A 19240-nucleotide genomic window follows, 5' to 3' on the forward strand; every position below is an offset into this window, starting at 1 on the left:
GTCAGAACGGGCTCGAGTTGGACTGCCATTTGGCTGATTCCGGCCGCGCCCCGAAACGCTGCGCGTAGTCCTCATGCAGGCGGGCGTTCTTCTCCCGGTTGGCCAGGTCGACCAGGTTGGGGTCGAGGCCGTGCTGCGCCAACCGGTGCCTGCGCCAGATCTTGTTGAGCACGAAGGCCATCACCACGGCCCAGAAATAGATGGGCACCGTCATCTCGAGGTGCACGTAGACAGACGCAGGCAGCAGCCACAGCGGCGCCAGGATCAGCAGCGGCGGGATCGAGTACCGGATCATGTGCCGGCGGATCGCGCCGGGTCCGGCCAGGTCATGGGCGACGAACTCACGCATCGAGTCGGGCAGGCGGCGGCCGTACGCGTACGCGACGTACTGCAGCGGGGTCGGTCGTGAAGTGCTCATGGTGGCTCCTGTGGGTGGTGCCGGTTGCTACTTGAATAGTACGCTAATAGTTAGGGCACTAATCAAGTAGTACACTTGTGAGCATGACCACCGTGACCGACGCTGTCGATCCGCTCGCCCTGGAACGTCAGGTGTGTTTTGCACTGGCAGTCACCAACCGGGCCGTGCTCGCCGTGTACCGGCCACTGCTCGAGCCGCTCGGCCTCACCCACCCGCAGTACCTGGTGATGCTGGCCCTGTGGGACAACGCGAACGCGGGCGGAGAACCGCTGCCGGTCAAACAGATTGCGGGACTTTTGCAGCTCGACCCGGCCACGACGTCGCCGATGCTCAAGCGGCTCGACACGCTGGGGCTGATCACCCGGACCCGCTGCAACACCGATGAACGCGCCACCCTCGTCGCTCTCACACCCGAAGGCGTTGCGCTGCGCCGTCGGGCCCTCGACATCCCGCCCACGGTGGTGGCCCGCCTCGGTGTCGACCTCGCCGAACTGGAGAACCTGCACGCGGTGCTCACCAGGATCAACGGGGCCGCGTTGGCGGCGGGCGCACTGGAAACCTGAGGGCGCATGCCTCAGATCCGGCCGACGGTCATATGGCGGGCCCGAGCATGTCGTCGGCGTCCTTGATGATGTAGCCGTAGCCCTGCTCGGCCAGGAAGCGTTGCCGGTGGGCGGCGTACTCGGCATCGAGACTGTCGCGCGAGACCACCGAGTAGAACACCGCACCGCCACCGTCCGCCTTCGGTCGCAGTAGCCGGCCCAGTCGCTGCGCCTCTTCCTGCCGGGAACCGAAGGTACCCGAAACCTGAACGGCCACAGATGCTTCCGGTAGGTCGATGGAGAAGTTTGCCACCTTGCTGACCACCAGCGTCCGGATCTCGCCGCGGCGGAATTGGTCGAACAGTATCTCGCGTTCGGCATTCTTGGTCGAGCCCTGGATGACGGGGGCGTTCAGTTCCTGGCCGAGCTCGTCCAGCTGATCCAGATAGGCCCCGATGACCAGGGTGGGCTCGTTCGGGTGGCGTTCCAAGATCGACTTCACCACCGCGATCTTGGTATGCGCGGTCGAGCAGAGTTTGTAGCGTTCTTCCGGTTCGGCAGTGGCGTAGATCATCCGCTCGTTCTCGGTCATCGTGACCCGGACCTCGATGCACTCCGCGGGCGCGATCCAGCCCTGGGCCTCGATGTCTTTCCACGGTGCGTCATAGCGCTTCGGGCCGATCAGGCTGAACACATCGCCCTCGCGGCCGTCCTCGCGGATCAGGGTGGCGGTCAGCCCCAACCTGCGTCGCGACTGCAGATCGGCCGTCATCCGGAACACCGGCGCCGGTAGCAGGTGCACCTCGTCGTAGATGATCAGGCCCCAGTCGCGGCTGTCGAACAGCTCGAGGTGCTTGTATTCACCCTTGGTGCGGCGGGTGATCACCTGGTAGGTCGCGATGGTGACCGGACGGATCTCCTTGCGTTCACCGGAATACTCGCCGATCTCGCTCTCGGTCAGTGAGGTTCGCGCGATGAGCTCGCGTTTCCACTGCCGTCCGGCGACGGTGTTGGTGACCAGGATCAGCGTCGTCGCCCCGGCCTTGGCCATCGCGGCGGCACCGACCAGCGTCTTACCGGCGCCACACGGCAGCACCACCACGCCGGACCCACCGGCCCAGAACGACTCGGCCGCCATTTCCTGGTAGTCGCGCAGCTCCCAGCCGTCCTGATCCAGCTCGATCGGATGGGCCTCACCATCCACGTAGCCCGCGAGATCCTCCGCCGGCCAGCCGATCTTCAGCAGCATCTGCTTGATCCGGCCACGCTCGCTGGCGTGCACAACGACGGTGTCCTCGTCGAGGCGGGCGCCCAGCATCGGGGCGATCTTCTTGTGCCGCAGCACCTCTTCGAGCACCGCCCGGTCCAGGCTCACCAGCATCAGCCCGTGGGCCGGATGCTTCACCAGCTGCAGCCGGCCGTACCGCGCCATGGTGTCGACGATGTCGACCAGCAGCGGCTGGGGCACCGCGTACCGGGAGAAGCTCACCAGCGCGTCGACCACCTGTTCGGCGTCATGCCCCGCGGCGCGGGCGTTCCACAGCGCCAGCGGGGTGATGCGGTAGGTGTGGATGTGCTCGGGGGCGCGTTCCAGTTCGGCGAACGGCGCGATGGCCGCGCGGGCGGCGCCGGCGAGCTCATGGTCGACCTCGAGCAGCACGGTCTTGTCCGACTGGACGATCAGCGGTCCCTCGGTCATCGGCGGCGGCTCTCGGAGTTACTCATCCCATCCATTATCCAGAGTCTGCCGACACCACAGAGGTCACGCGATGGATGGCGAACTCGCGGACCCGCCCGGCGGCGGGGTCGAAGGCCGTGAGCTGGCCCCCGCGGACGTTGATCGGCTCAATGACCCGCTGGGTGGCCACCCCGGCAGGGTCGACATAACCCATCACCACCGGCTGCTGGGTGAGGGCGGCCTGCTGCAACTGGGTGATCAGGCCGGCGGGATCCAGGCGCTGCCCCGCGGCCGGCGTCGACGACACCTTGCGCAGCACGGCGACGATCGCGGCGAGTGTCTGCGCGGCGGGCGCGGTCAACGGGCGATACGTCCGGCGCCGGCCCTGCACCGGCACCCGGGCGCCACGGGCGCTGATGTCGACGACCGCACCCGACGCATCCTCGGCGGCCGGGACGAATCCGGCGGCGCGCAGGGCCGCGAGGACGTCGCCGATCTGGGCTTGGGACACCGCGACCGTCGGCGCCAGGATGCGCAGTTCCAACGGCTCGGCGGCCGGGCTGGCGATCGCCTGCGCCAGCAGCGCCGGGTCCTCGCACCGCACGAACGACGCCGCCATCCCGACCCGCAGCTGCCCATGCCGGCGCGCCACGTCGTCGATCAGGTAGGTCAGCCCTTGGGGCACAGGCGTTTTCGAATGCCGCGTGAAGAAGGCATGCAGTTCTCCTGCGGTACGTCCCGAATCCAGGGCGTGCCGGATGGACGGTTCGCTGATTCGGTAGACCATCGCCGCGCCCGCCGACTCGACGGTGGCCACCACCCCCAACTGCTCGGCCAGGTCGCGCTGCAGCGGGCCGGGCACCACGACGGTCAGGTCGGCCTGCAGCAGGAAATGGTCCAGCGGCGCGGGCAGCGCCTTGCCCATCGCCGCGACGATCTCGTCCTCGGTACCGCCCGCCAGCAGAACCCGCGTCGGGCCGGCGATGGCGCCGCGGCCCACCACGCCCACCGCGTGCGCCTCGCGCAACAGGTCGGTGACGGGTTCGAGCTGAAGCCGGGCCGCCCAGCGCGGCCGGTGCCAGATCATCGCCCCCGCCGCGGAGGCGGCGTCCACCCCGGCTCCCGGCTTGAGCTCGGTCAGCATCTCCAGCAGCAGTCGCCGGTCCAACGGGGCCGCGGTGGAGTACAACGCATCCGAGAGGGCGCCGTAGGGCTTGCCGTCCGGGCCGCGGGTGCCGACCAGCCCGGGACGCGACGGCAGGTCCAGCCAGGTCGACGTGATCAGGTGCCAGCGGGCGGCCGTCGTCGTCTCGATGAACCGGTCGGCGGCCACCGTCGGCGCCCAATACGGGGAGCTGCCGTCCTGCGGTAGCGGGTCGGGCACGCCCGAGGCGATCAGGCCCGCCCCGGCCGCGATGTCGAGGATCAGCCCGAGGCGTTGCTCGTCGATACCGGTCAGCTTGGTCAGCCGTTTGACGTCACGCACCCCGAGGCCGCCAGCCCTCAGCTCGGAAATTGGTGTGGCCGAAAGAGTTTCGAGGACAACATCGATCTCGCGGAGCAGATCGATCGCCGCGCCGGCAGCCACCGAGTCGGCGTCGGCCTGCTTGGTCGTGTTCACCGTCGGATCCGGGCGGTTCAGCCCGACGGGACCGGGCAACTCGTCGCGCAGCACCTGACCGACCAGCCGGGGCAAGATGACCGTGTCCTCGTCGACGCGGTTCAGCAGTCCGGCGGACAGCAGACGCTGCACCGGCCGATCCGCCGGCGTGCCGGGCGCCGCGTCGCGGGTCCGCCCGACCGGTGAGCCCTCTGCCAGCCGGTTCAGCAGGTCGCGCTGCGGGCCGTCGCTATCGGCCAGCAGGGCCGCGATGGCGCCGGGATCCAAGTCCGGTTCGGCCTGCACCGCCTGTCCGGGAAACCAGGGCAGTCCCGAAGCCACCTCGGGGGTCACCCGCAGCGAATCCGCACCCCACACCAGCACGCGGTCGGTCAGATCGGTCAAGGCCGCCCGCACCGCGTCGGCGTCGGCGCGGGGCCCGAGGAACTTCACCACCGTCTCGGGCTGCACCGGACCGGCGTCGGCCTGCAGTGCCAGCATGGCGTCGAGCACGGCGAGGTGCAGGAAATCCAGGGCGTCGGTCGCGGCCTTCACCGACTGGCGCGCCTGGGCGCGGGCGGCGAGTGCCGCGAGCGTGCCCGGTGGCGGCTGGGTGAGGTCGGGGCGCAACTCCAACAGCCGAATCAGGCGGTCGTCGGGAAGGTCAGCCAGCCAGACGCCCAGGGGCACGCTCGGACGTAGGTTCTGGCTCATCGCTGACCAGCGTAAAGCAGCTTCCTGCGCGGGTCAGCGGCGAGACGGCCACCGGTCTCGCCCCAGAGCGCGGTACCTGCCACAATGTCAGTCGTGGCTGACAAGAAGAAGCAGTACGTCGACAATGGCTGGCCCCAGGTGGCCGACGGCGAGCACGCCGTCAGCGAACTCGCCAGCGACCGCGTCGGTGCCCTCTCGCCGTTCGGTGACGTGACCTTCCCGGTTCCGGCCGAGGACCTGCCGTTCACGCACGCGGTCACCGTCGTCAACAAGTAATCCGGTGAGCGGGCTCTCGCACCTCGACGAGTCGGGCGCCGCCCACATGGTCGATGTCTCGGCCAAGGATTCGACGAAGCGCACCGCCGTCGCCGTCGGCACGGTGCAGAGCCGCGCGGACGTCATCGAACTCATCGCCGCCGGCGGGCTCCCCAAAGGGGACGCGCTGGCCACGGCCAGGATCGCCGGCATCATGGCGGCCAAACACACCAGCGACCTGATCCCGCTGTGCCACCAGCTGGCGCTCACCGGCGTCGATATCGACTTCGCCATCGGCAGTACCGAGGTGACCATCACCGCCACGGTCCGCACCACCGACCGCACCGGCGTCGAGATGGAGGCGCTGACCGCGGTGAGCGTGGCCGCCCTGACCCTCTACGACATGATCAAGGCCGTCGACCGCGCCGCCCGTATCGACGGGATCCAGGTGGTGCACAAAGAAGGCGGCAAGACGGGTACCTGGACACGATGAGAACCGCCTCCGTGATCGTGGCCTCGACCCGTGCGTCCGCCGGTGTCTACGAGGACCGCAGCGGGCCGGTGATCGTGGACTGGCTCACCGCACGCGGATTCGAGGTCCCCCCACCCGTAGTCGTCGCGGACGGGGTGGCGGTCAACCGCGCACTGTTCGCCGCCGTCGAGGCCAGAGTGGACGTCGTGCTGACCTCCGGCGGCACCGGCATCTCACCGACCGACCGCACCGCGGACGCCACCGCGAACATCGTCGACTATCAGATTCCCGGTCTCGCCGACGCCATCCGTCGGTCCGGTCTGCCGCATGTGCCGACCTCGGTGCTGTCGCGCGGCGTCTGCGGCGTGCGTGACGGCGTGCTGATCATCAACCTGCCCGGCTCCACCGGCGGCGTGAAGGACGGGCTGGGCGTGCTCGACGGCGTCCTGGAGCACGCGCTGGACCAACTCGGCGGAGGCGATCATGTCCGCTGATGAGCGCTCGCGCGAAGAAGGGAAAACCGCTGAGATCGTCCGGGTCGCGCTGACCGAGGACTTGATCTCGCTGCCCGAGCACGAGGCGCTGGTGGCCCACGAGGCGGCCGGGGCGGTGGTCGGGTTCTCCGGGGTCGTGCGCGATCACGACGGTGGCCGTCACGTCACCCGGCTGGAGTACTCCGCACACCCGTCGGCCCTCCAGACGCTGACCGAGGTGGTCGAGGAAGTGGCCCGCGACGCCCAAGGCGTGCGGGCCGTCGCGGTGAGCCACCGCATCGGGGTGCTGCACATCGGGGACGCGGCGTTGACCGTCGCCGTCGCCGCCGACCATCGCGGCGCCGCGTTCCAGACCTGCGCGCTGCTGGTGGACACCGTGAAGGCCCGGCTGCCGGTGTGGAAGCACCAGTTCTTCGGCGACGGCACCGAGGAATGGGTCAACTCGGCCTGAGCCCGGAAACGACGAAACGGTATCCCCGTAGCTTCACACTGCTGGAATACCGTTTCGGCGAATCCGTGACTAGGGCGTCGGCAGCAGCGGGGCCGGCGCGGGCGCGGGCGCTGCGTCGGCGGGGGCTGCCACCGGGGCGGCGCCCGGTGCGTTCGGCGGAGCCGGGATCTCATCCGGGATCGGGCTGTTCATGGACCGCTGGGTACCGATGGCGATCAGCGCGTCCTTGCCGGAGATGTCCTGGTTCTGCACGGCGTGCCACAGCTGCTTGATGTAGCTGACGTTGGGGCTCTCGGCGCCCCCCGCGTTGGGATCCATGGTCGATCCGGGCGGCAGGTTCTCCGGGCTGATCAGGTGCGGCACGCCGTCGGCGGGCGCCGGAAGCTGGCCGGAGACGGCCTGGTTGGCGATGTCGTATGCGGGCTGCGGGATGTTGACCGCTGCCAGCGGTGCCAGCGCATCGGCGCCGGCGGCGACCGGGGCAGGCCCGGGCGCGGGGGCCGGGGCCGGATCGGGAGCGGGCAGGACCGGGTCCAGCGGCATCGGAGCGCCGTGCAGCGCCCACACCTCGGGCTGGCCGGCCGGAGCCGGCGTGGCATCCCAGCTGGCGGCCTCGACGACCGGCGCGGCCGGGTCGACCGGAGCCGGGGCGGGAATCACGTTGTCGACGTTGACGATGTCGGCCGGGGCAGGAGCCGGCGGGGGCGCAGGAGCGTCCAGCGGGGCGTCGACCGGAGCGGCAACGACGGGTGCCGGGAGCGGCGCGTCCAGCGGCATCACGGCGTCCGGCGCGGGTGCATCGATCGGTGCCGGCGGCAGATCGGCCGGGGCCGGGATCACGGCGTCCACGGGCACGGCCGGGATGGCGTCGGGGGCCGGCGGCAGCGGCTCGGGGGCCGGCGGCAGCGGCTCGGGGGCCGGCGGCGGGGGAGCGTCGGGCAGCGGCGCGCTGAATGCGTCGAAGGGGGCCGGCTCCGGCGCGGGCGGCGCCGGGACCTCACCGTTGATCAGAGGATTGTCGAGCGCCTGCGGCGGGGCGGGCTCGTTGACGACGTTGCGCGGCGACGCGGCACCGAGGCCACGGCCGCAGACGGGCCAGGCACCCTTGCCCTGGGTGGCCAGCACACGCTCGGCGACGGCGATCTGCTCGTCCTTGCTCGCCATGTGGGCGGCGGGGGCGTACTCACTGCCACCGTGGCCGGACCAGGTGCCGGGGGAGAACTGCAATCCACCCTGGTAACCGTTGCCGGTGTTGATGGCCCAGTTTCCGCCGGACTCGCAGCGGGCAACCTGATCCCACTGGCCGTCGGTGGCGGCGCCTGCTTGCCCGGCAAGGGCGAGGCTTCCGCCGCCGAGGACCGCGCCGGTGAAGGCGATCTTGGCGACGCTTACTGAAGATGACGTGGGCTTGCGGTGCCGTCCACTCATAGAAAAAGACAGTCCTCTCGTGAACGCCTACGAGGTCAGCTGTCGGGTTCGGGCTGGAGAGGTTGCCCGGCCTGCGTCGTTGCCGACGCCGGCTTCACCCCGAGGGCTCACGCTGTGAGCCCTGGTCTGCGTTTCGGCGGACCGGTTGGGTCCCCCGCCTCCATCCAAGGTTTGGTTCGTTGGTGGCAGTGCCCGGTGGATGGAGCTCGGCGTAAAGGGCGCTGCGGGCCACTCGATATAGGTCAAATGGCTTGGGCAAGACGGTAACTGTTCGGCGGGCGTGCGTCACCTCGATGCCTTTTCGGCGTTTTCACAGGCAGCAAATCTTATGAGGACTTTAAAGGCGCAGGCCGCTCGGGCGTTTTCGCAGGTGTTGTCGCCGCTAAACCTGTCGGTAGGCTCGTCGTGACCGTTTCGTTATGTGACACATATCACCGCTAGCCGCCGGCGAAAGGGGGTAACACATCGACGGTTTGGTTTGTTTGTAGCGGCTTGTCGCGATCGCGCACGGCGACCTCGTCGCACAGGAAAGAGCAGCGTGCCAGGACTTTGGCCAACTCCGGGCCGCGGGCCGATAGTTGCTGCACCAGCGATTCGAGCGTCAAATCCTTTTGCAGCTGCAACGTTTCGATCTCGATTCCGGCTGCGGCCCGTGCTGCGGCGAAATAACGCACGGTCACGGTCATCGCCGGGCCTGCGGGGGCGCCCGTCACCGTCACCCGCCGATCGCGCTCATCGGCCGGGCGGGCTGGACGAAACTCGGATCGTTGATGCCATGCCCGGCAGCCTTGGCCCACATCGCGCGGCGCCACGCGGTCTCGATCTCGTCGTCGCCGGCTCCGCCGCGCAGCAGCCCGCGCAGGTCGGTCTCCGCGGCGGAGAACAGGCAGTTACGGATCTGGCCGTCGGCCGTCAGCCGGGTGCGGTCGCATGCCCCGCAGAACGCCGCTGAGACCGACGCGATGATGCCGACGGTGGCGGCGCTGCCGTTGACCCGCCACAGCGCGGCCGGCGCCGACCCACGCGGGGCGGGATCCGGCCGCAGATCGAAGTACTGACGCAGCGTGTAGAGCACTGCGTGCGCGCCGATCGCGCGATCCCGGCTCCATTCATGGCCCGCATCCAGCGGCATCTGCTCGATGATGCGCAGCTGGTACTCGTGCTCCAGGCAGAACCGCAGCAGGGGCACCACGTCGTCGAGCCCGGTCCGGGGGTCCAGCACGGCATTGACCTTCACCGGCGCCAGCCCGGCGGCGGCCGCGCCTGCCAGTCCGGCCAGCACGTCGTCGAGCCGGTCGCGGCGGGTGATCTGGGTGAAATGCGCGGCGTCGACGGTGTCCAGGGAGACGTTGACCCGGTCCAGGCCGGCCCGTTTGAGTCCGGCCGCCCGCGCGGCCAGCCCGATGCCGTTGGTCGTCATGGCGATCTGGGGCCGGGGCCGCAGCGCCGCCGCGGTGGCGACGACCTCTTCCAGATTCCGCGAGACCAGCGGTTCGCCACCGGTGAAGCGGATATTGGTGATGCCCAACCGGGTGACGCCGATCCGCAGCAGGCGGCCCAGCTCGGCAGCACTGAGCAGCTGGCTGCCCGGCAGCCAGTCCAGGCCCTCGGCAGGCATGCAATAGGTGCAGCGCAGATTGCACCGGTCGGTCAGCGACACCCGCAGGTCGGTCGCGATCCGGCCGAAGGTGTCGAGCAGTGGGCCTTCGGTGGGCATTCCGGCAGAAGACACAGAAGGTACCGACGGCATGGGCAGCCCGAGATCGGTGAGCGTCATCAGCTCACCCGTGCCGTTTGGTCGACGGGCAGGATCTCTTTACCGAGGGGCATCAACGACACCGGGATCATCTTGAGGTTGGCCAGGGCCAGCGGGATGCCGATGATGGTGATCGCCATGGCCACCGCACTCACCAGGTGCCCGATGGCCAGCCAGATTCCGGCCACGATGAGCCAGATGACGTTGCCGACCAGTGCGCCCGGGCGCACCCCCGGCTTGTCCACGACGGTGTAGCCGAACGGCCACAGTGCGTACAGCGCGATGCGTAATGAGGCGAACCCGAACGGGATGGTGATGATGAGGACGAAGCAGATGATGGCGGCCAGCAGATAGCCCAGTGCCAGCCACAGCCCACCGAAAATCAACCAGACGATATTCAGGACCAGGCGCATGTCTCCTCCAGCGGTCGTTTCAGCCTACCGGGGGGCCAGAACCGGCGGGCAGGAGCACGGCGCCCCGGGAGTTGGATAAGATCCACATACATTGCGTCCTGCGCAGGCGGGACGCATTACTTATGTGATCAAGAGACGAGCGGGTGAACAGCAGTGCCGACCGGCAAGGTTAAGTGGTACGACACCGAAAAGGGCTTCGGCTTCCTGTCCCAGGAGGACGGCGAGGACGTCTATGTCCGTTCCTCGGCGCTGCCCGCTGGCGTCGAAGGCCTCAAGGCCGGCCAGAAGGTCGAGTTCGGCCTGGCCGCCGGACGCCGCGGCCCGCAGGCGCTGAGCGTCACGCTCGTCGACCCGCCGCCGAGCCTGTCCCGGACCCGCCGCGAAGCGGCCACCGTCGAGCACAAGCACACGCCCGACGAGCTGCACGGCATCATCGGTGACCTCATCACGCTGCTGGAGAACACCATCCAGCCGGAGCTGCGTAAGGGTAAGTACCCCGACCGCAAGGTCGCCCGCCGGGTGTCCGAGGTCGTCAAGGCCGTCGCCGCCGAACTCGACGCCTGAGTCCTCGAACGTGAAGGTCTGATCGAAAGTTCGGTCAGTTCTCACACATGAGCGCACGCTCGACGGGGAAGACTGGGGCCATGGCCTACGTCAGCCCGCAGGGTGAGTTCAACCGCGACACCAACTACATCCCCACCCGCGTCACCGCGGACGGCCGCGACGGCTTCCCGGTCGAGCCGGGGCGTTACCGGCTGATCGTGGCGCGCGCCTGCCCCTGGGCGAACCGCGCCATCATCGTGCGGCGGCTGCTGGGTCTGGAGGATGCGCTGTCCATCGGCTACTGCGGGCCCACCCACGACGCTCGCAGTTGGACCTTCGACCTCGACCCCGGCGGTGTGGACCCGGTGCTGGGTATCCCGCGGCTGCAGGACGCGTACTTCCGGCGTGACCCGAACTACCCCAAGGGCATCACGGTGCCCGCGATCGTCGACGTGCACACCGGCGCCGTCATCACCAACGACTTCGCCCAGATGACGCTGGACTTCTCCACCGAATGGACGGCCTACCACCGCGCGGGCGCACCGCAGCTCTATCCCGAACCGCTGCGTGCCGAGATCGACGAGGTCGCCCGCCGAATCTACACCGAGATCAACAACGGCGTGTACCGCTGCGGGTTCGCGGGCTCGCAGGAATCCTACGAGGCGGCCTATGACCGGCTGTTCACCGCACTGGACTGGGTCTCCGAAAGATTAAGCGCGCAAAGGTATCTGGTGGGCGACACCATCACCGAGGCCGACGTCCGGCTGTTCACCACGCTGGCCCGGTTCGACCCCGTCTACCACGGGCACTTCAAGTGCAACCGGTCCAAGCTCTCGGAGATGCCGGTGCTGTGGGCCTACGCCCGCGATCTGTTCCAGACACCCGGATTCGGCGACACCGTCGACTTCGATCAGATCAAGGCGCACTACTACATCGTGCACAAAGACATCAATCCCACCCAGATCGTCCCGAAGGGGCCCGAGCTGTCCGGCTGGACCACCCCGCACGGCCGGGAAGCATTGGGCGGCAAGCCATTTGGGGACGGCACTCCTCCCGAATAGCAAGCGCTAACTCCAGACGGTGCGCACCGACCACTCGGCGTGCGGCAGCGGGAACTCGTTGCCGGCCTCGTCGCGCACCAGCGTCGGAACCTGCACGGCCAGACCTGTCAGCTTGCCGAACCGGGCGTCGACGGTCGGAATGGTGACCGCGAGCGTGGTGCCCGGCCGGAACTCCGAGACCACCGGCGACGGGGCGTCCTCGTAGGCACGGATCAGCCACCAGGGCGCCCGCGCGATCGCCGACGGCACCGACAGCTGCACCGGGTTACGCGAATTCACGGCCAGATCACCTGTGGTCTGCGGTATTTCACAGTTGTCCAGATCGAGCACCTGGCAATACCGGTAGGGGCCGATGCGCACCGACTCGCCGTGCGAATAGGCGCTGATCTCCGGCAGCGAGGTGCCCTCGTGCCGGGTCAGCTGCCACACCAGCAGGCCGGTGCCCACCGACGCCACCAGCGCCACCGCCAGCAGGGCCGCCAGGACGCGCTTCATCGGCGCCCAGTCGGAGCGGCGACGGGGCCGCCCTCGGTTTCGGCGAGCACCGGGCGGTTACCGCCCAGGCCGGGTATCAACGATGCACCGTTGTAGCTCACCAGTGTCTGGGCCATACCGAGAATCAGCACGGCCGTGATCGTAGTGAACCCGACCCACAGTTGCGGATAGATGAGTACGCCGGTGGCCCCGCCGAGCACCCAGGCCAGCTGCAACAGCGACTCCGACCGGCCGAACGCGGACGCCCGGGATTTCTCCGGCAGGTCGTCCTGCAACGACGCGTCCAGCGACGCCTTCGCGATGGCGCTGGCCCCCGAGGTCACCAGGGTGGCCAATGCGGCCACCAACAGGTTCCCGAACACGGCGGCCGCCAGCGCCATCACCGTCACGGCGACGGCCGCGCGGGTCACCAGCAGCGACGGCCTGCCGAGTTTGAGCCGGGCCGCGGTGAAGTTGCCCGCGAAGTTGCCGATGCCGGCCGCCGCGCCGATCAGGCCCAGGATGCGCAGCTGCTCCCAGCCGCCGTCGCCGTGCGATTTGGCCACGAACGCCGGGTACAGGAACAGGAAGCCGACCATCACCTTGATGGTGCAGTTACCCCACAGCGAGGTGATGATGTTGCGGCCCAACGGCTGCCGCTCTTTGGCGGGCCGGCGCAGTGTCTCGGTCTCGCCGCCGTGGTAACTCAGCGTCGTCGGCACCTCACCGGCGGTCACCTCGACCCATTTGGGGATCCGCATCGACAGCGCCGCGCCGGCCACGGTCACCGCCACCACCACGTACAACGCGCCGGGCAGCCCGGCCAGTTTGAGCAGATACTGGGCGCCCGCGGCGATAGCGCCACCCGCCATGGTCCCGCCCAGCAGGCTGAACATCGTCAACCGGGAGTTCACCCGGACCAGGTCGATCGTCGGCGGCAGCACGCGCGGGGTCACCGCGCTGCGCAGCACCGAGAAACTCTTGGACATCACCATCATTCCGAGTGCGCACGGATAGAGCACCCAGGACGGGAAACTGCCGGTGGCGCCGTCGAAATTGCCGATCAGCACCACCGCAAGCACGGTGCGCAGCGCGAACGACATCGCCAGCGCCACCCGGCGGCCGTGCTGCAGACGGTCCAGCGCCGGACCGATCAGCGGGGCGATCACCGCGAACGGCGCGATGGTGATGAGCAGGTACAGCGCCACCTTGCTCTTGCTCTCGCCAGAGGCTGCGGCGAAGAACAGGGTGTCGGCCAGTGCCACCGCCATCGCGGCGTCCACCGCGGAGCTGGCGACCACCGGCCAGGTCAGCGCCGTCAGCCCGGACTTGTCGGCGCCGTCCGCGGTGGCCGCCCGGTGCACCAGGTCGTACATCTTGTTGCCCATTTCCCGGCTGCGCTGCGCGGCGGCGCGGGTGACGGTGACCTTCTCGCCGGCGGATGAGCCGACCCCTGACCGGGCGCGGGGCGGGGGTTCGGTGTGGTGCCGGGGTGACTCGTCGTCCAGCGGTGGCAGCCACCTGTTGGCGCTCGGGCCCGACGGTGGGTGTTGGCGCCTGCCGTTGGAACCGTCGCCGCCGTCGCTCGGATAGTTGGCCATGCCGGGGTGCTCACCGTCGGACGGCGGCCGCGGTGGATGGTATCGGGGATCCCGGGAAGGCACGACTTCGATTGTCCCTTACCGCGACCGCTGCCGTGGGACGCCATCGGTGTGGCTGTCGGGGGCTGGGCAGGCCGAATACGCCTAGGTCATAATGAACGCGATGGACACAGCAACGGACCCGGTCGCCGAAGTCACCGAACAGGCCGAGCCGCAGGTGGAGCGGTCACCTGAGCTCGAAGCCCTGCTGCTCGGTGCGGTCGACGCCGCCCGCGCGGCGATCGAGGAGTTCAGTGGCGCCGACGCTGTCGACGAGTACCTGGGCTCGGTGTTCGACGACCCGGCTGCGGCGACGCACCGCTTCCTGGCGGTGCAGCACGGCTACCAGGGCTGGCAGTGGGCGGTGGTGGTGGCCGGTTATCCGGGCGCCGATCACGTCACCATCAGCGAGGTCGTCTTGGTGCCCGGTCCCACCGCGCTGCTGGCGCCCCAGTGGGTGCCATGGGACGAGCGCGTCCGCCCGGGCGACCTGAGCCCCGGAGACCTGCTGGCCCCGCTCACCGACGATCCGCGGCTGGTGCCGGGGTACATGTCCAGCGGCGACGACGAGCAGGACGAGGTGGCCGGCGAGATCGGTCTCGGCCGCCGCCAGGTGCTCAGCCTCGACGGCCGCCTCGACGCCGCGCAACGCTGGCACGACGGTGACTTCGGGCCGGGGTCGGCGATGGCACGGGCCACCCGCCGGTTGTGCCGCGAATGCGGGTTCTATCTGCCGCTGGCGGGGTCGTTGGGCACCGTCTTCGGGGTCTGCGGGAACGAGATGTCCGCCGACGGCCGGGTGGTCGACAGCGAGTACGGCTGCGGTGCACATTCGGATACTCCGGCTCCGGCCGGCACGGGGTCGCCGCTGTTCGACCCGTTCGACGACGGCGTGCTCGACGTGGCCGAAAGCCCGGCCGGGTCTTAACGCTCCGCCGCGGCCTTGATCCGCTGCAGCGACTCGTTCATCCCGGCGACCAGTTCCTGTTCGAAGCTGGGCACCCCGCCCATGAACTTGTCGACCAACATGGTGGGCACCGTCTTGAACCCCTCCGGGGCGCGCCGGCTCTCGATCAGCCGGGTGCCACCCTCGACGGCTTCGAGTTCATAGCTCCACACCATCGCGTTGAGGTCCACCCGGAATTGCAGTTTGCGTTCCGGGTCGATCTCGGTGACGGTGCACGTCGTCGGCCAGAACATCTTGTTGCGGCGGTTCAGGTTGATCGCCTTGGCGCCGACGCGAGTGCGTCCGAGGACCTTCATGACACGGCACTGCGGACTCCATTGCGGCATCCGGCGCAGATCCGAGACCAGCGCCCAGACAGTTGCGACCGGGGCGTCGATGTCGATCTGGGCCTGGAGTAACGGGGAACCCACTGCGCTCCTTCAGTTTTCGTTGACGAGTCCGCGCTGCGCGCCGCGGTCGCCGCGACGGGCGGAGCGCAGCTGCAGCAGGAAGATCGAGGTGCCGAGCACCCCGACCGCCAGCCCGGCGACGGTGATCGGCCGCCAGTCGTGCAGGCCGGGAACGGTGAAAGCCAGGACGACCGCGACGAGCCAGCCGGCCGCGATCGCGATGATGACCGGCGCCGGTTCGAGGAGCCTGGCCGGTAATGCGGGCGGCTCGTGCGGGGCACCTGGCGTGTCGTCTGACATCGCCTCACAACCTAGTCGATGTCCTCTGGGTATTGTCTTGCCCTGTGACAGACGTCGACTCCAGGTTGTCGAGCGATCTGTCGTTGGCCGTGATCAGGCTGGCCAGGCAGTTGCGCTTCCGCCGTCCCGACTCGCCGGTGTCGCTGTCGCAACTTTCCGCGCTGTCCACGGTGGCCAAGGAAGGGCCGATGACGCCCGGCGCGCTGGCCATCCGTGAGCGGGTCCGGCCGCCGTCGATGACGCGGGTCATTGCTTCCCTGGTGGACCTCGGCTTCGTCGATCGCTCGGCGCACCCGGATGACCGCAGGCAGGTGCTGGTGGCCATCTCGGCGGCCGGTACCGACCTGCTGGAGGCCGAACGCAAGGCCAGCCGCGAATGGCTGCAGCAGCGGTTGGCGGAGCTGACGCCCGAACAGCGTCAGACCCTGCTGGACGCCGCGGATCTCATGCTCGCCATCGTCGACGAAGGTTCGGCGAACTGACCGACGTCATCGACATCGTGGATCCGGCCGATCCGCGTCTGGACGATTTCCGCGACCTCAACAGCGTCGACCGCAGGCCCGACCTGCCCAGCGGCAAGGGCTTGGTGATCGCCGAGGGCGTGCTGGTGGTGCAGCGCATGCTCGCCTCCCGGTTCACCCCGCGGGCGCTGCTGGGCACCGACCGCAGGCTCAGCGAACTGACGGCCGACCTGGCGGGCGTGGACGTGCCCTACTACCGGGCCGGCGCCGAGGTGATGGCGGCGGCCATCGGCTTCCACCTCAACCGCGGTGTGCTCGCCGCGGCACCGCGCCCGCCGGAGTTGACGGTCCAGGAGGTGCTCGACGGCGCCCGCACCATCGCGGTGCTCGAAGGCGTGAACGACCACGAGAACCTCGGCTCGATCTTCCGCAATGCGGCCGGCCTCGACGTCGACGCGGTCCTGTTCGGAACCGGATGTGCCGACCCGCTGTACCGGCGCGCGGTGCGTGTCTCGATGGGGCACGCGCTGCTGGTGCCCTACGCCTGGGCGCCGTCCTGGCCGCACGATCTGGATACCCTGCGCGACAACGGTTTCCGGGTTCTCGCGATGACCCCCAACCCCGCCGTGGACACCCTGGCCGTGGCCATGGCGGGCCTGACCGAGGACAAGGTCGCCATCCTGGTGGGCGCCGAAGGGCCCGGGCTGGCCGAACACACCATGCGGTCCGCCGACGTCCGGGTGCGCATCCCCATGGCGCGCGGCACCGACTCGCTGAACGTCGCCACTGCCGCGGCGCTGGCCTTCTACGAGCGGGCTAGGCTGGCCTGATGTCCGGCGAGACGACCACTCCCTGGGGAACCGGCCTGACCGTCGCCGGCTTCGTCGCAGCGCTGACCGCCGCGGCCATCATCGTGCTCAGCGTCGGACTGACGCGGGTACATCCGCTGCTCACCGTCGGGCTCAACCTGGTAGCCGTCGGCGGCCTGGCGCCCACGGTGTGGGGCTGGCGCAACCGGCCGGTGTGGCGCTGGTTCGTGCTGGGCTCCGGCGTCGGCGTGGCCGTCGGCTGGGTTGCCCTGCTCGCGCTGCTCGCCGGCTGAGACTCAGCGCTGGGTGCCCGAGGAACGCACGCCCAGCAGCACGTCTTCCCAGGCAGGCACCGTCGCGCGGGCCTTGCGGGTGCGGGCCGGCTTGGGTGCCGGCGCGACGGGCTGCGGTTCGGCCTCCGGCCGCGGCTCCACCACGGCGGCGGGCACGGGAGCCGGGGCGGGCTCCGGAATGACGACCGGGGCAGGCACCGGCACCGGCACGGGGACGTGGACGGGCGTCGCTGCGAAGTCGAGTTGGGCGACCGGCGCGACGGTGCGCAGCTGGCGGCTGAAGTTCGGGTCGATCAATTCCGCGGCCCGCTCGTCGAACGCGGTCACTGTGCCGCCGTGGGAGCCGGGGGTGAACCGGAAGTGCGCGGTGTTGTCCGACCGGCCCGCGGTCCAGGCGAGCTGCACGGTCCAGCGGCCGTCCTCGTTGCGCCAGGCGTCCCAGTTGGTGGCGTCGGGGTCCAGGCCGCGCGAGATCATCGCGGAGGTGACGGTCTCCAGCAGCGTCAGCACCGCCGGGCCGTCGGCCAGGATCGGGTGCGCCGCAGTGGCCAGTTCCGCTGCACGGGCGCGCTCCAGGAGCACGGGGTTGGCGAACCGCCGCACCCGTTCGGCGTCGGCGCCGGTGATGGAGGCGACCTGTTCGACGGAGGCGCCGGCCCGGATTCGAGACTGAATCTCCTTGGGCCGCAACGTTGTCGGCACCTCGACCTCGAGCTCGGTCTGGTTGGTGGTGGCCTTGTCGCCGCGCACTGCTGCGCGCAACCGGTTATCCACCCGAATGACGAATTTGTCGGCGGAGTCAGCCGCCTCGCAGATCAGGCGTTTGCCGTCCACGTCCAGCCCGACGACCTTGAGTTCGCGCATACTGACCTCCTGCGTGGACCCTACAGCGTTATCCCGCCGTTACCGGGCGGACACGCAGCCCCGACTCAGAGATTCTGGACGACCCAGTCCACGCATGCCGTCAGAGCACTGACGTCCTCGGGATCGACGGCCGGGAACATCGCCACCCGCAGCTGATTGCGGCCCAGCTTGCGGTAGGGCTCGGTGTCGACGATCCCGTTGGCGCGCAGCACCTTGGCGACGGCGGCCGCGTCCACGTCGTCGTTGAAATCGATGGTGCCGACCACCTGGGACCGCAGCGCCGGGTCGGCGACGAACGGGGTGGCGAACGCCGACGACTCGGCCCACGAGTACAGCCGCTGCGACGAGTCGGCGGTCCGCTTGACGGCCCAGTCCAGTCCGCCGTTGCCCAGCAGCCAGTCGATCTGCTCGGCGAGCAGGATCAGCGTGCCGATGGCCGGGGTGTTGTAGGTCTGGTTCTTGAGGCTGTTCTCGACCGCGATGGGCAGCGACAGGAAGTCCGGCACCCAGCGGTCGGTCGCGGCGATCGCCTCGATGCGGGCCAGCGCGGCCGGCGACAACGCCGCGATCCACAGGCCGCCGTCACCGGCGAAGTTCTTCTGCGGGGCGAAGTAGTAGGCGTCGGTGTCGGCGATGTCGACGGGCAGCCCACCGGCCGCCGAGGTGGCGTCGATGAGCACCAGCGCGTCACCCGCGGGCCGCTGCACCGGCACGGCGACGCCGGTAGAGGTCTCGTTGTGTGCCCACGCGACGACGTCGACGGACGGGTCCGAGGTCGGCTCCGGGGCGGTGCCGGGGTCGGTCTTGATGATGATCGGGTCCCCGACGAACGGGTTCTTGGCGACGCAGGAGGCGAACTTCGCGCTGAACTCGCCGTAGGTCAGGTGCAGCGATTTCTTGTCGACCAGGCCGAAGGCGGCGGCATCCCAGAACGCGGTGGAACCGCCGTTGCCGAGAACGATCTCGTAGCCGTCGGGCAGGGCGAACAGCTGGCGCAGCCCGTCGCGAACCCGGCCCACCAGGTTCTTGACCGGCGCCTGCCGATGGGAGGTGCCGAACAGGTCGCCCGCGGCGGCCAGGGCGGCCAGCTGCTCGGGGCGCACCTTGGACGGTCCGCACCCGAAGCGCCCGTCGTGCGGCTTGATATCGGCGGGGATCGTCAGTTCAGCCATGGGGTTCAGATTATCGGCCCGCGGCAACCGGATTGACGGCCGGTGC

The 19240-nt window shown here is 69.5% G+C and carries 24 protein-coding genes and 1 riboswitch; of the genes, 11 read left to right on the forward strand and 13 right to left on the reverse strand.

What is annotated here, in order from left to right:
• Window position 1 precedes the first annotated feature (1 nt).
• Window positions 2-418 carry a DUF5313 domain-containing protein gene (locus AC1DY7_RS16565; RefSeq protein ID WP_477494790.1) on the reverse strand — a complete coding sequence of 139 codons (417 nt, stop codon included), beginning with the start codon at window positions 416-418 and terminating at the stop codon, window positions 2-4.
• 83 nt (window positions 419-501) lie between these two features.
• On the opposite strand from AC1DY7_RS16565, the gene AC1DY7_RS16570 reads away from it, so the two are divergent.
• Window positions 502-981 carry a MarR family winged helix-turn-helix transcriptional regulator gene (locus tag AC1DY7_RS16570; RefSeq protein WP_477494791.1) on the forward strand — a complete coding sequence of 160 codons (480 nt, stop codon included), beginning with the start codon at window positions 502-504 and terminating at the stop codon, window positions 979-981.
• Between the two features lie 28 nt (window positions 982-1009).
• Here AC1DY7_RS16570 and AC1DY7_RS16575 read toward each other — a convergent pair whose 3' ends face one another.
• Entirely contained in the window at window positions 1010-2659 is a 1650-nt protein-coding gene (locus tag AC1DY7_RS16575; protein WP_477494792.1) for a DNA repair helicase XPB, read from the reverse strand.
• A 34-nt stretch (window positions 2660-2693) separates the two neighbouring features.
• Complete coding sequence (locus AC1DY7_RS16580; RefSeq protein ID WP_477494793.1) at window positions 2694-4952, reverse strand: helicase-associated domain-containing protein; 2259 nt, start codon at window positions 4950-4952, stop codon at window positions 2694-2696.
• An 84-nt stretch (window positions 4953-5036) separates the two neighbouring features.
• On the opposite strand from AC1DY7_RS16580, the gene AC1DY7_RS16585 reads away from it, so the two are divergent.
• From AC1DY7_RS16585 to AC1DY7_RS16600, 4 genes are read left to right on the forward strand one after another with little or no spacing between them, the layout of a single operon-like run.
• Window positions 5037-5228 (forward strand): hypothetical protein, encoded by a 192-nt coding sequence (locus AC1DY7_RS16585; RefSeq protein ID WP_477494794.1) that lies wholly within the window; start codon window positions 5037-5039, stop codon window positions 5226-5228.
• Window positions 5229-5232: 4 nt separating this feature from the next.
• Window positions 5233-5700: a cyclic pyranopterin monophosphate synthase MoaC gene (moaC, locus tag AC1DY7_RS16590; protein WP_477494795.1), complete on the forward strand. Its 468-nt coding sequence runs from the start codon at window positions 5233-5235 to the stop codon at window positions 5698-5700.
• A complete protein-coding gene (locus tag AC1DY7_RS16595; protein ID WP_477494796.1) occupies window positions 5697-6173 on the forward strand; it encodes a MogA/MoaB family molybdenum cofactor biosynthesis protein in 477 nt (158 codons plus the stop codon). Before moaC ends, AC1DY7_RS16595 begins: the two co-directional genes overlap by 4 nt.
• Window positions 6163-6624, forward strand: coding sequence for a molybdenum cofactor biosynthesis protein MoaE (locus AC1DY7_RS16600; protein WP_477494797.1), 462 nt, complete (start codon window positions 6163-6165; stop codon window positions 6622-6624). Before AC1DY7_RS16595 ends, AC1DY7_RS16600 begins: the two co-directional genes overlap by 11 nt.
• A gap of 69 nt (window positions 6625-6693) precedes the next feature.
• On the opposite strand, the gene AC1DY7_RS16605 is transcribed toward AC1DY7_RS16600, so the two are convergent.
• The 4 genes from AC1DY7_RS16605 to AC1DY7_RS16620 form a co-directional block, all read right to left on the reverse strand.
• Complete coding sequence (locus AC1DY7_RS16605; RefSeq protein ID WP_477494798.1) at window positions 6694-8052, reverse strand: transglycosylase family protein; 1359 nt, start codon at window positions 8050-8052, stop codon at window positions 6694-6696.
• A 9-nt stretch (window positions 8053-8061) separates the two neighbouring features.
• Window positions 8062-8239, reverse strand: a riboswitch (cyclic di-AMP (ydaO/yuaA leader).
• A gap of 250 nt (window positions 8240-8489) precedes the next feature.
• The gene (locus AC1DY7_RS16610) at window positions 8490-8738 is read right to left on the reverse strand and encodes a MoaD/ThiS family protein (protein ID WP_477495051.1); all 249 of its coding nucleotides are present in this window, start codon (window positions 8736-8738) and stop codon (window positions 8490-8492) included.
• Between the two features lie 29 nt (window positions 8739-8767).
• On the reverse strand, window positions 8768-9829 hold the full coding sequence (gene moaA / locus AC1DY7_RS16615) for a GTP 3',8-cyclase MoaA (RefSeq protein ID WP_477494799.1): 1062 nt from the start codon (window positions 9827-9829) through the stop codon (window positions 8768-8770).
• Window positions 9829-10221 carry a YccF domain-containing protein gene (locus AC1DY7_RS16620; RefSeq protein WP_477494800.1) on the reverse strand — a complete coding sequence of 131 codons (393 nt, stop codon included), beginning with the start codon at window positions 10219-10221 and terminating at the stop codon, window positions 9829-9831. The genes moaA and AC1DY7_RS16620 overlap by 1 nt, the downstream gene beginning before the upstream one ends.
• Window positions 10222-10374: 153 nt before the next feature.
• Between AC1DY7_RS16620 and AC1DY7_RS16625 the strand changes: the two genes are divergently transcribed.
• Both AC1DY7_RS16625 and AC1DY7_RS16630 read left to right on the forward strand, forming a co-directional pair.
• Window positions 10375-10785, forward strand: a complete 411-nt coding sequence (locus AC1DY7_RS16625) for a cold-shock protein (protein ID WP_477494801.1) — start codon at window positions 10375-10377, stop codon at window positions 10783-10785.
• 80 nt (window positions 10786-10865) lie between these two features.
• Complete coding sequence (locus AC1DY7_RS16630) at window positions 10866-11825, forward strand: glutathione S-transferase family protein (protein WP_477494802.1); 960 nt, start codon at window positions 10866-10868, stop codon at window positions 11823-11825.
• 6 nt (window positions 11826-11831) lie between these two features.
• On the opposite strand, the gene AC1DY7_RS16635 is transcribed toward AC1DY7_RS16630, so the two are convergent.
• Window positions 11832-12320 (reverse strand): DUF2771 domain-containing protein, encoded by a 489-nt coding sequence (locus tag AC1DY7_RS16635; RefSeq protein ID WP_477494803.1) that lies wholly within the window; start codon window positions 12318-12320, stop codon window positions 11832-11834.
• A complete protein-coding gene (locus AC1DY7_RS16640; RefSeq protein WP_477494804.1) occupies window positions 12317-13900 on the reverse strand; it encodes an MFS transporter in 1584 nt (527 codons plus the stop codon). The genes AC1DY7_RS16635 and AC1DY7_RS16640 overlap by 4 nt, the downstream gene beginning before the upstream one ends.
• A 163-nt stretch (window positions 13901-14063) precedes the next feature.
• Between AC1DY7_RS16640 and AC1DY7_RS16645 the strand changes: the two genes are divergently transcribed.
• Complete coding sequence (locus tag AC1DY7_RS16645; RefSeq protein ID WP_477494805.1) at window positions 14064-14867, forward strand: DUF3027 domain-containing protein; 804 nt, start codon at window positions 14064-14066, stop codon at window positions 14865-14867.
• Here the strand turns inward: AC1DY7_RS16645 and AC1DY7_RS16650 are convergent.
• Both AC1DY7_RS16650 and AC1DY7_RS16655 read right to left on the reverse strand, forming a co-directional pair.
• A complete protein-coding gene (locus AC1DY7_RS16650) occupies window positions 14864-15316 on the reverse strand; it encodes an SRPBCC family protein (protein ID WP_477494806.1) in 453 nt (150 codons plus the stop codon). The two genes, AC1DY7_RS16645 and AC1DY7_RS16650, sit on opposite strands and share 4 nt — an antisense overlap.
• 9 nt (window positions 15317-15325) lie before the next feature.
• Window positions 15326-15595, reverse strand: a complete 270-nt coding sequence (locus AC1DY7_RS16655) for a DUF2530 domain-containing protein (RefSeq protein ID WP_477494807.1) — start codon at window positions 15593-15595, stop codon at window positions 15326-15328.
• 44 nt (window positions 15596-15639) lie between these two features.
• Here AC1DY7_RS16655 and AC1DY7_RS16660 point away from each other — a divergent pair, with 44 nt between their 5' ends.
• From AC1DY7_RS16660 to AC1DY7_RS16670, 3 genes are read left to right on the forward strand one after another with little or no spacing between them, the layout of a single operon-like run.
• A complete protein-coding gene (locus tag AC1DY7_RS16660) occupies window positions 15640-16077 on the forward strand; it encodes an Rv0880 family HTH-type transcriptional regulator (protein WP_477494808.1) in 438 nt (145 codons plus the stop codon).
• A complete protein-coding gene (locus AC1DY7_RS16665) occupies window positions 16074-16886 on the forward strand; it encodes a TrmH family RNA methyltransferase (protein WP_477495052.1) in 813 nt (270 codons plus the stop codon). Before AC1DY7_RS16660 ends, AC1DY7_RS16665 begins: the two co-directional genes overlap by 4 nt.
• Window positions 16886-17158 carry a DUF2537 domain-containing protein gene (locus AC1DY7_RS16670; RefSeq protein ID WP_477494809.1) on the forward strand — a complete coding sequence of 91 codons (273 nt, stop codon included), beginning with the start codon at window positions 16886-16888 and terminating at the stop codon, window positions 17156-17158. Before AC1DY7_RS16665 ends, AC1DY7_RS16670 begins: the two co-directional genes overlap by 1 nt.
• Window positions 17159-17161: 3 nt before the next feature.
• Here the strand turns inward: AC1DY7_RS16670 and sepH are convergent, their stop codons facing one another.
• Window positions 17162-18022 (reverse strand): septation protein SepH, encoded by an 861-nt coding sequence (sepH, locus tag AC1DY7_RS16675; RefSeq protein WP_477494810.1) that lies wholly within the window; start codon window positions 18020-18022, stop codon window positions 17162-17164.
• Between the two features lie 65 nt (window positions 18023-18087).
• Window positions 18088-19194: a phosphoserine transaminase gene (gene serC, locus AC1DY7_RS16680; RefSeq protein WP_477494811.1), complete on the reverse strand. Its 1107-nt coding sequence runs from the start codon at window positions 19192-19194 to the stop codon at window positions 18088-18090.
• Between the last annotated feature and the right edge of the window lie 46 nt (window positions 19195-19240).

It is taken from the genome of Mycobacterium sp. P2_H7 (assembly GCF_056403275.1).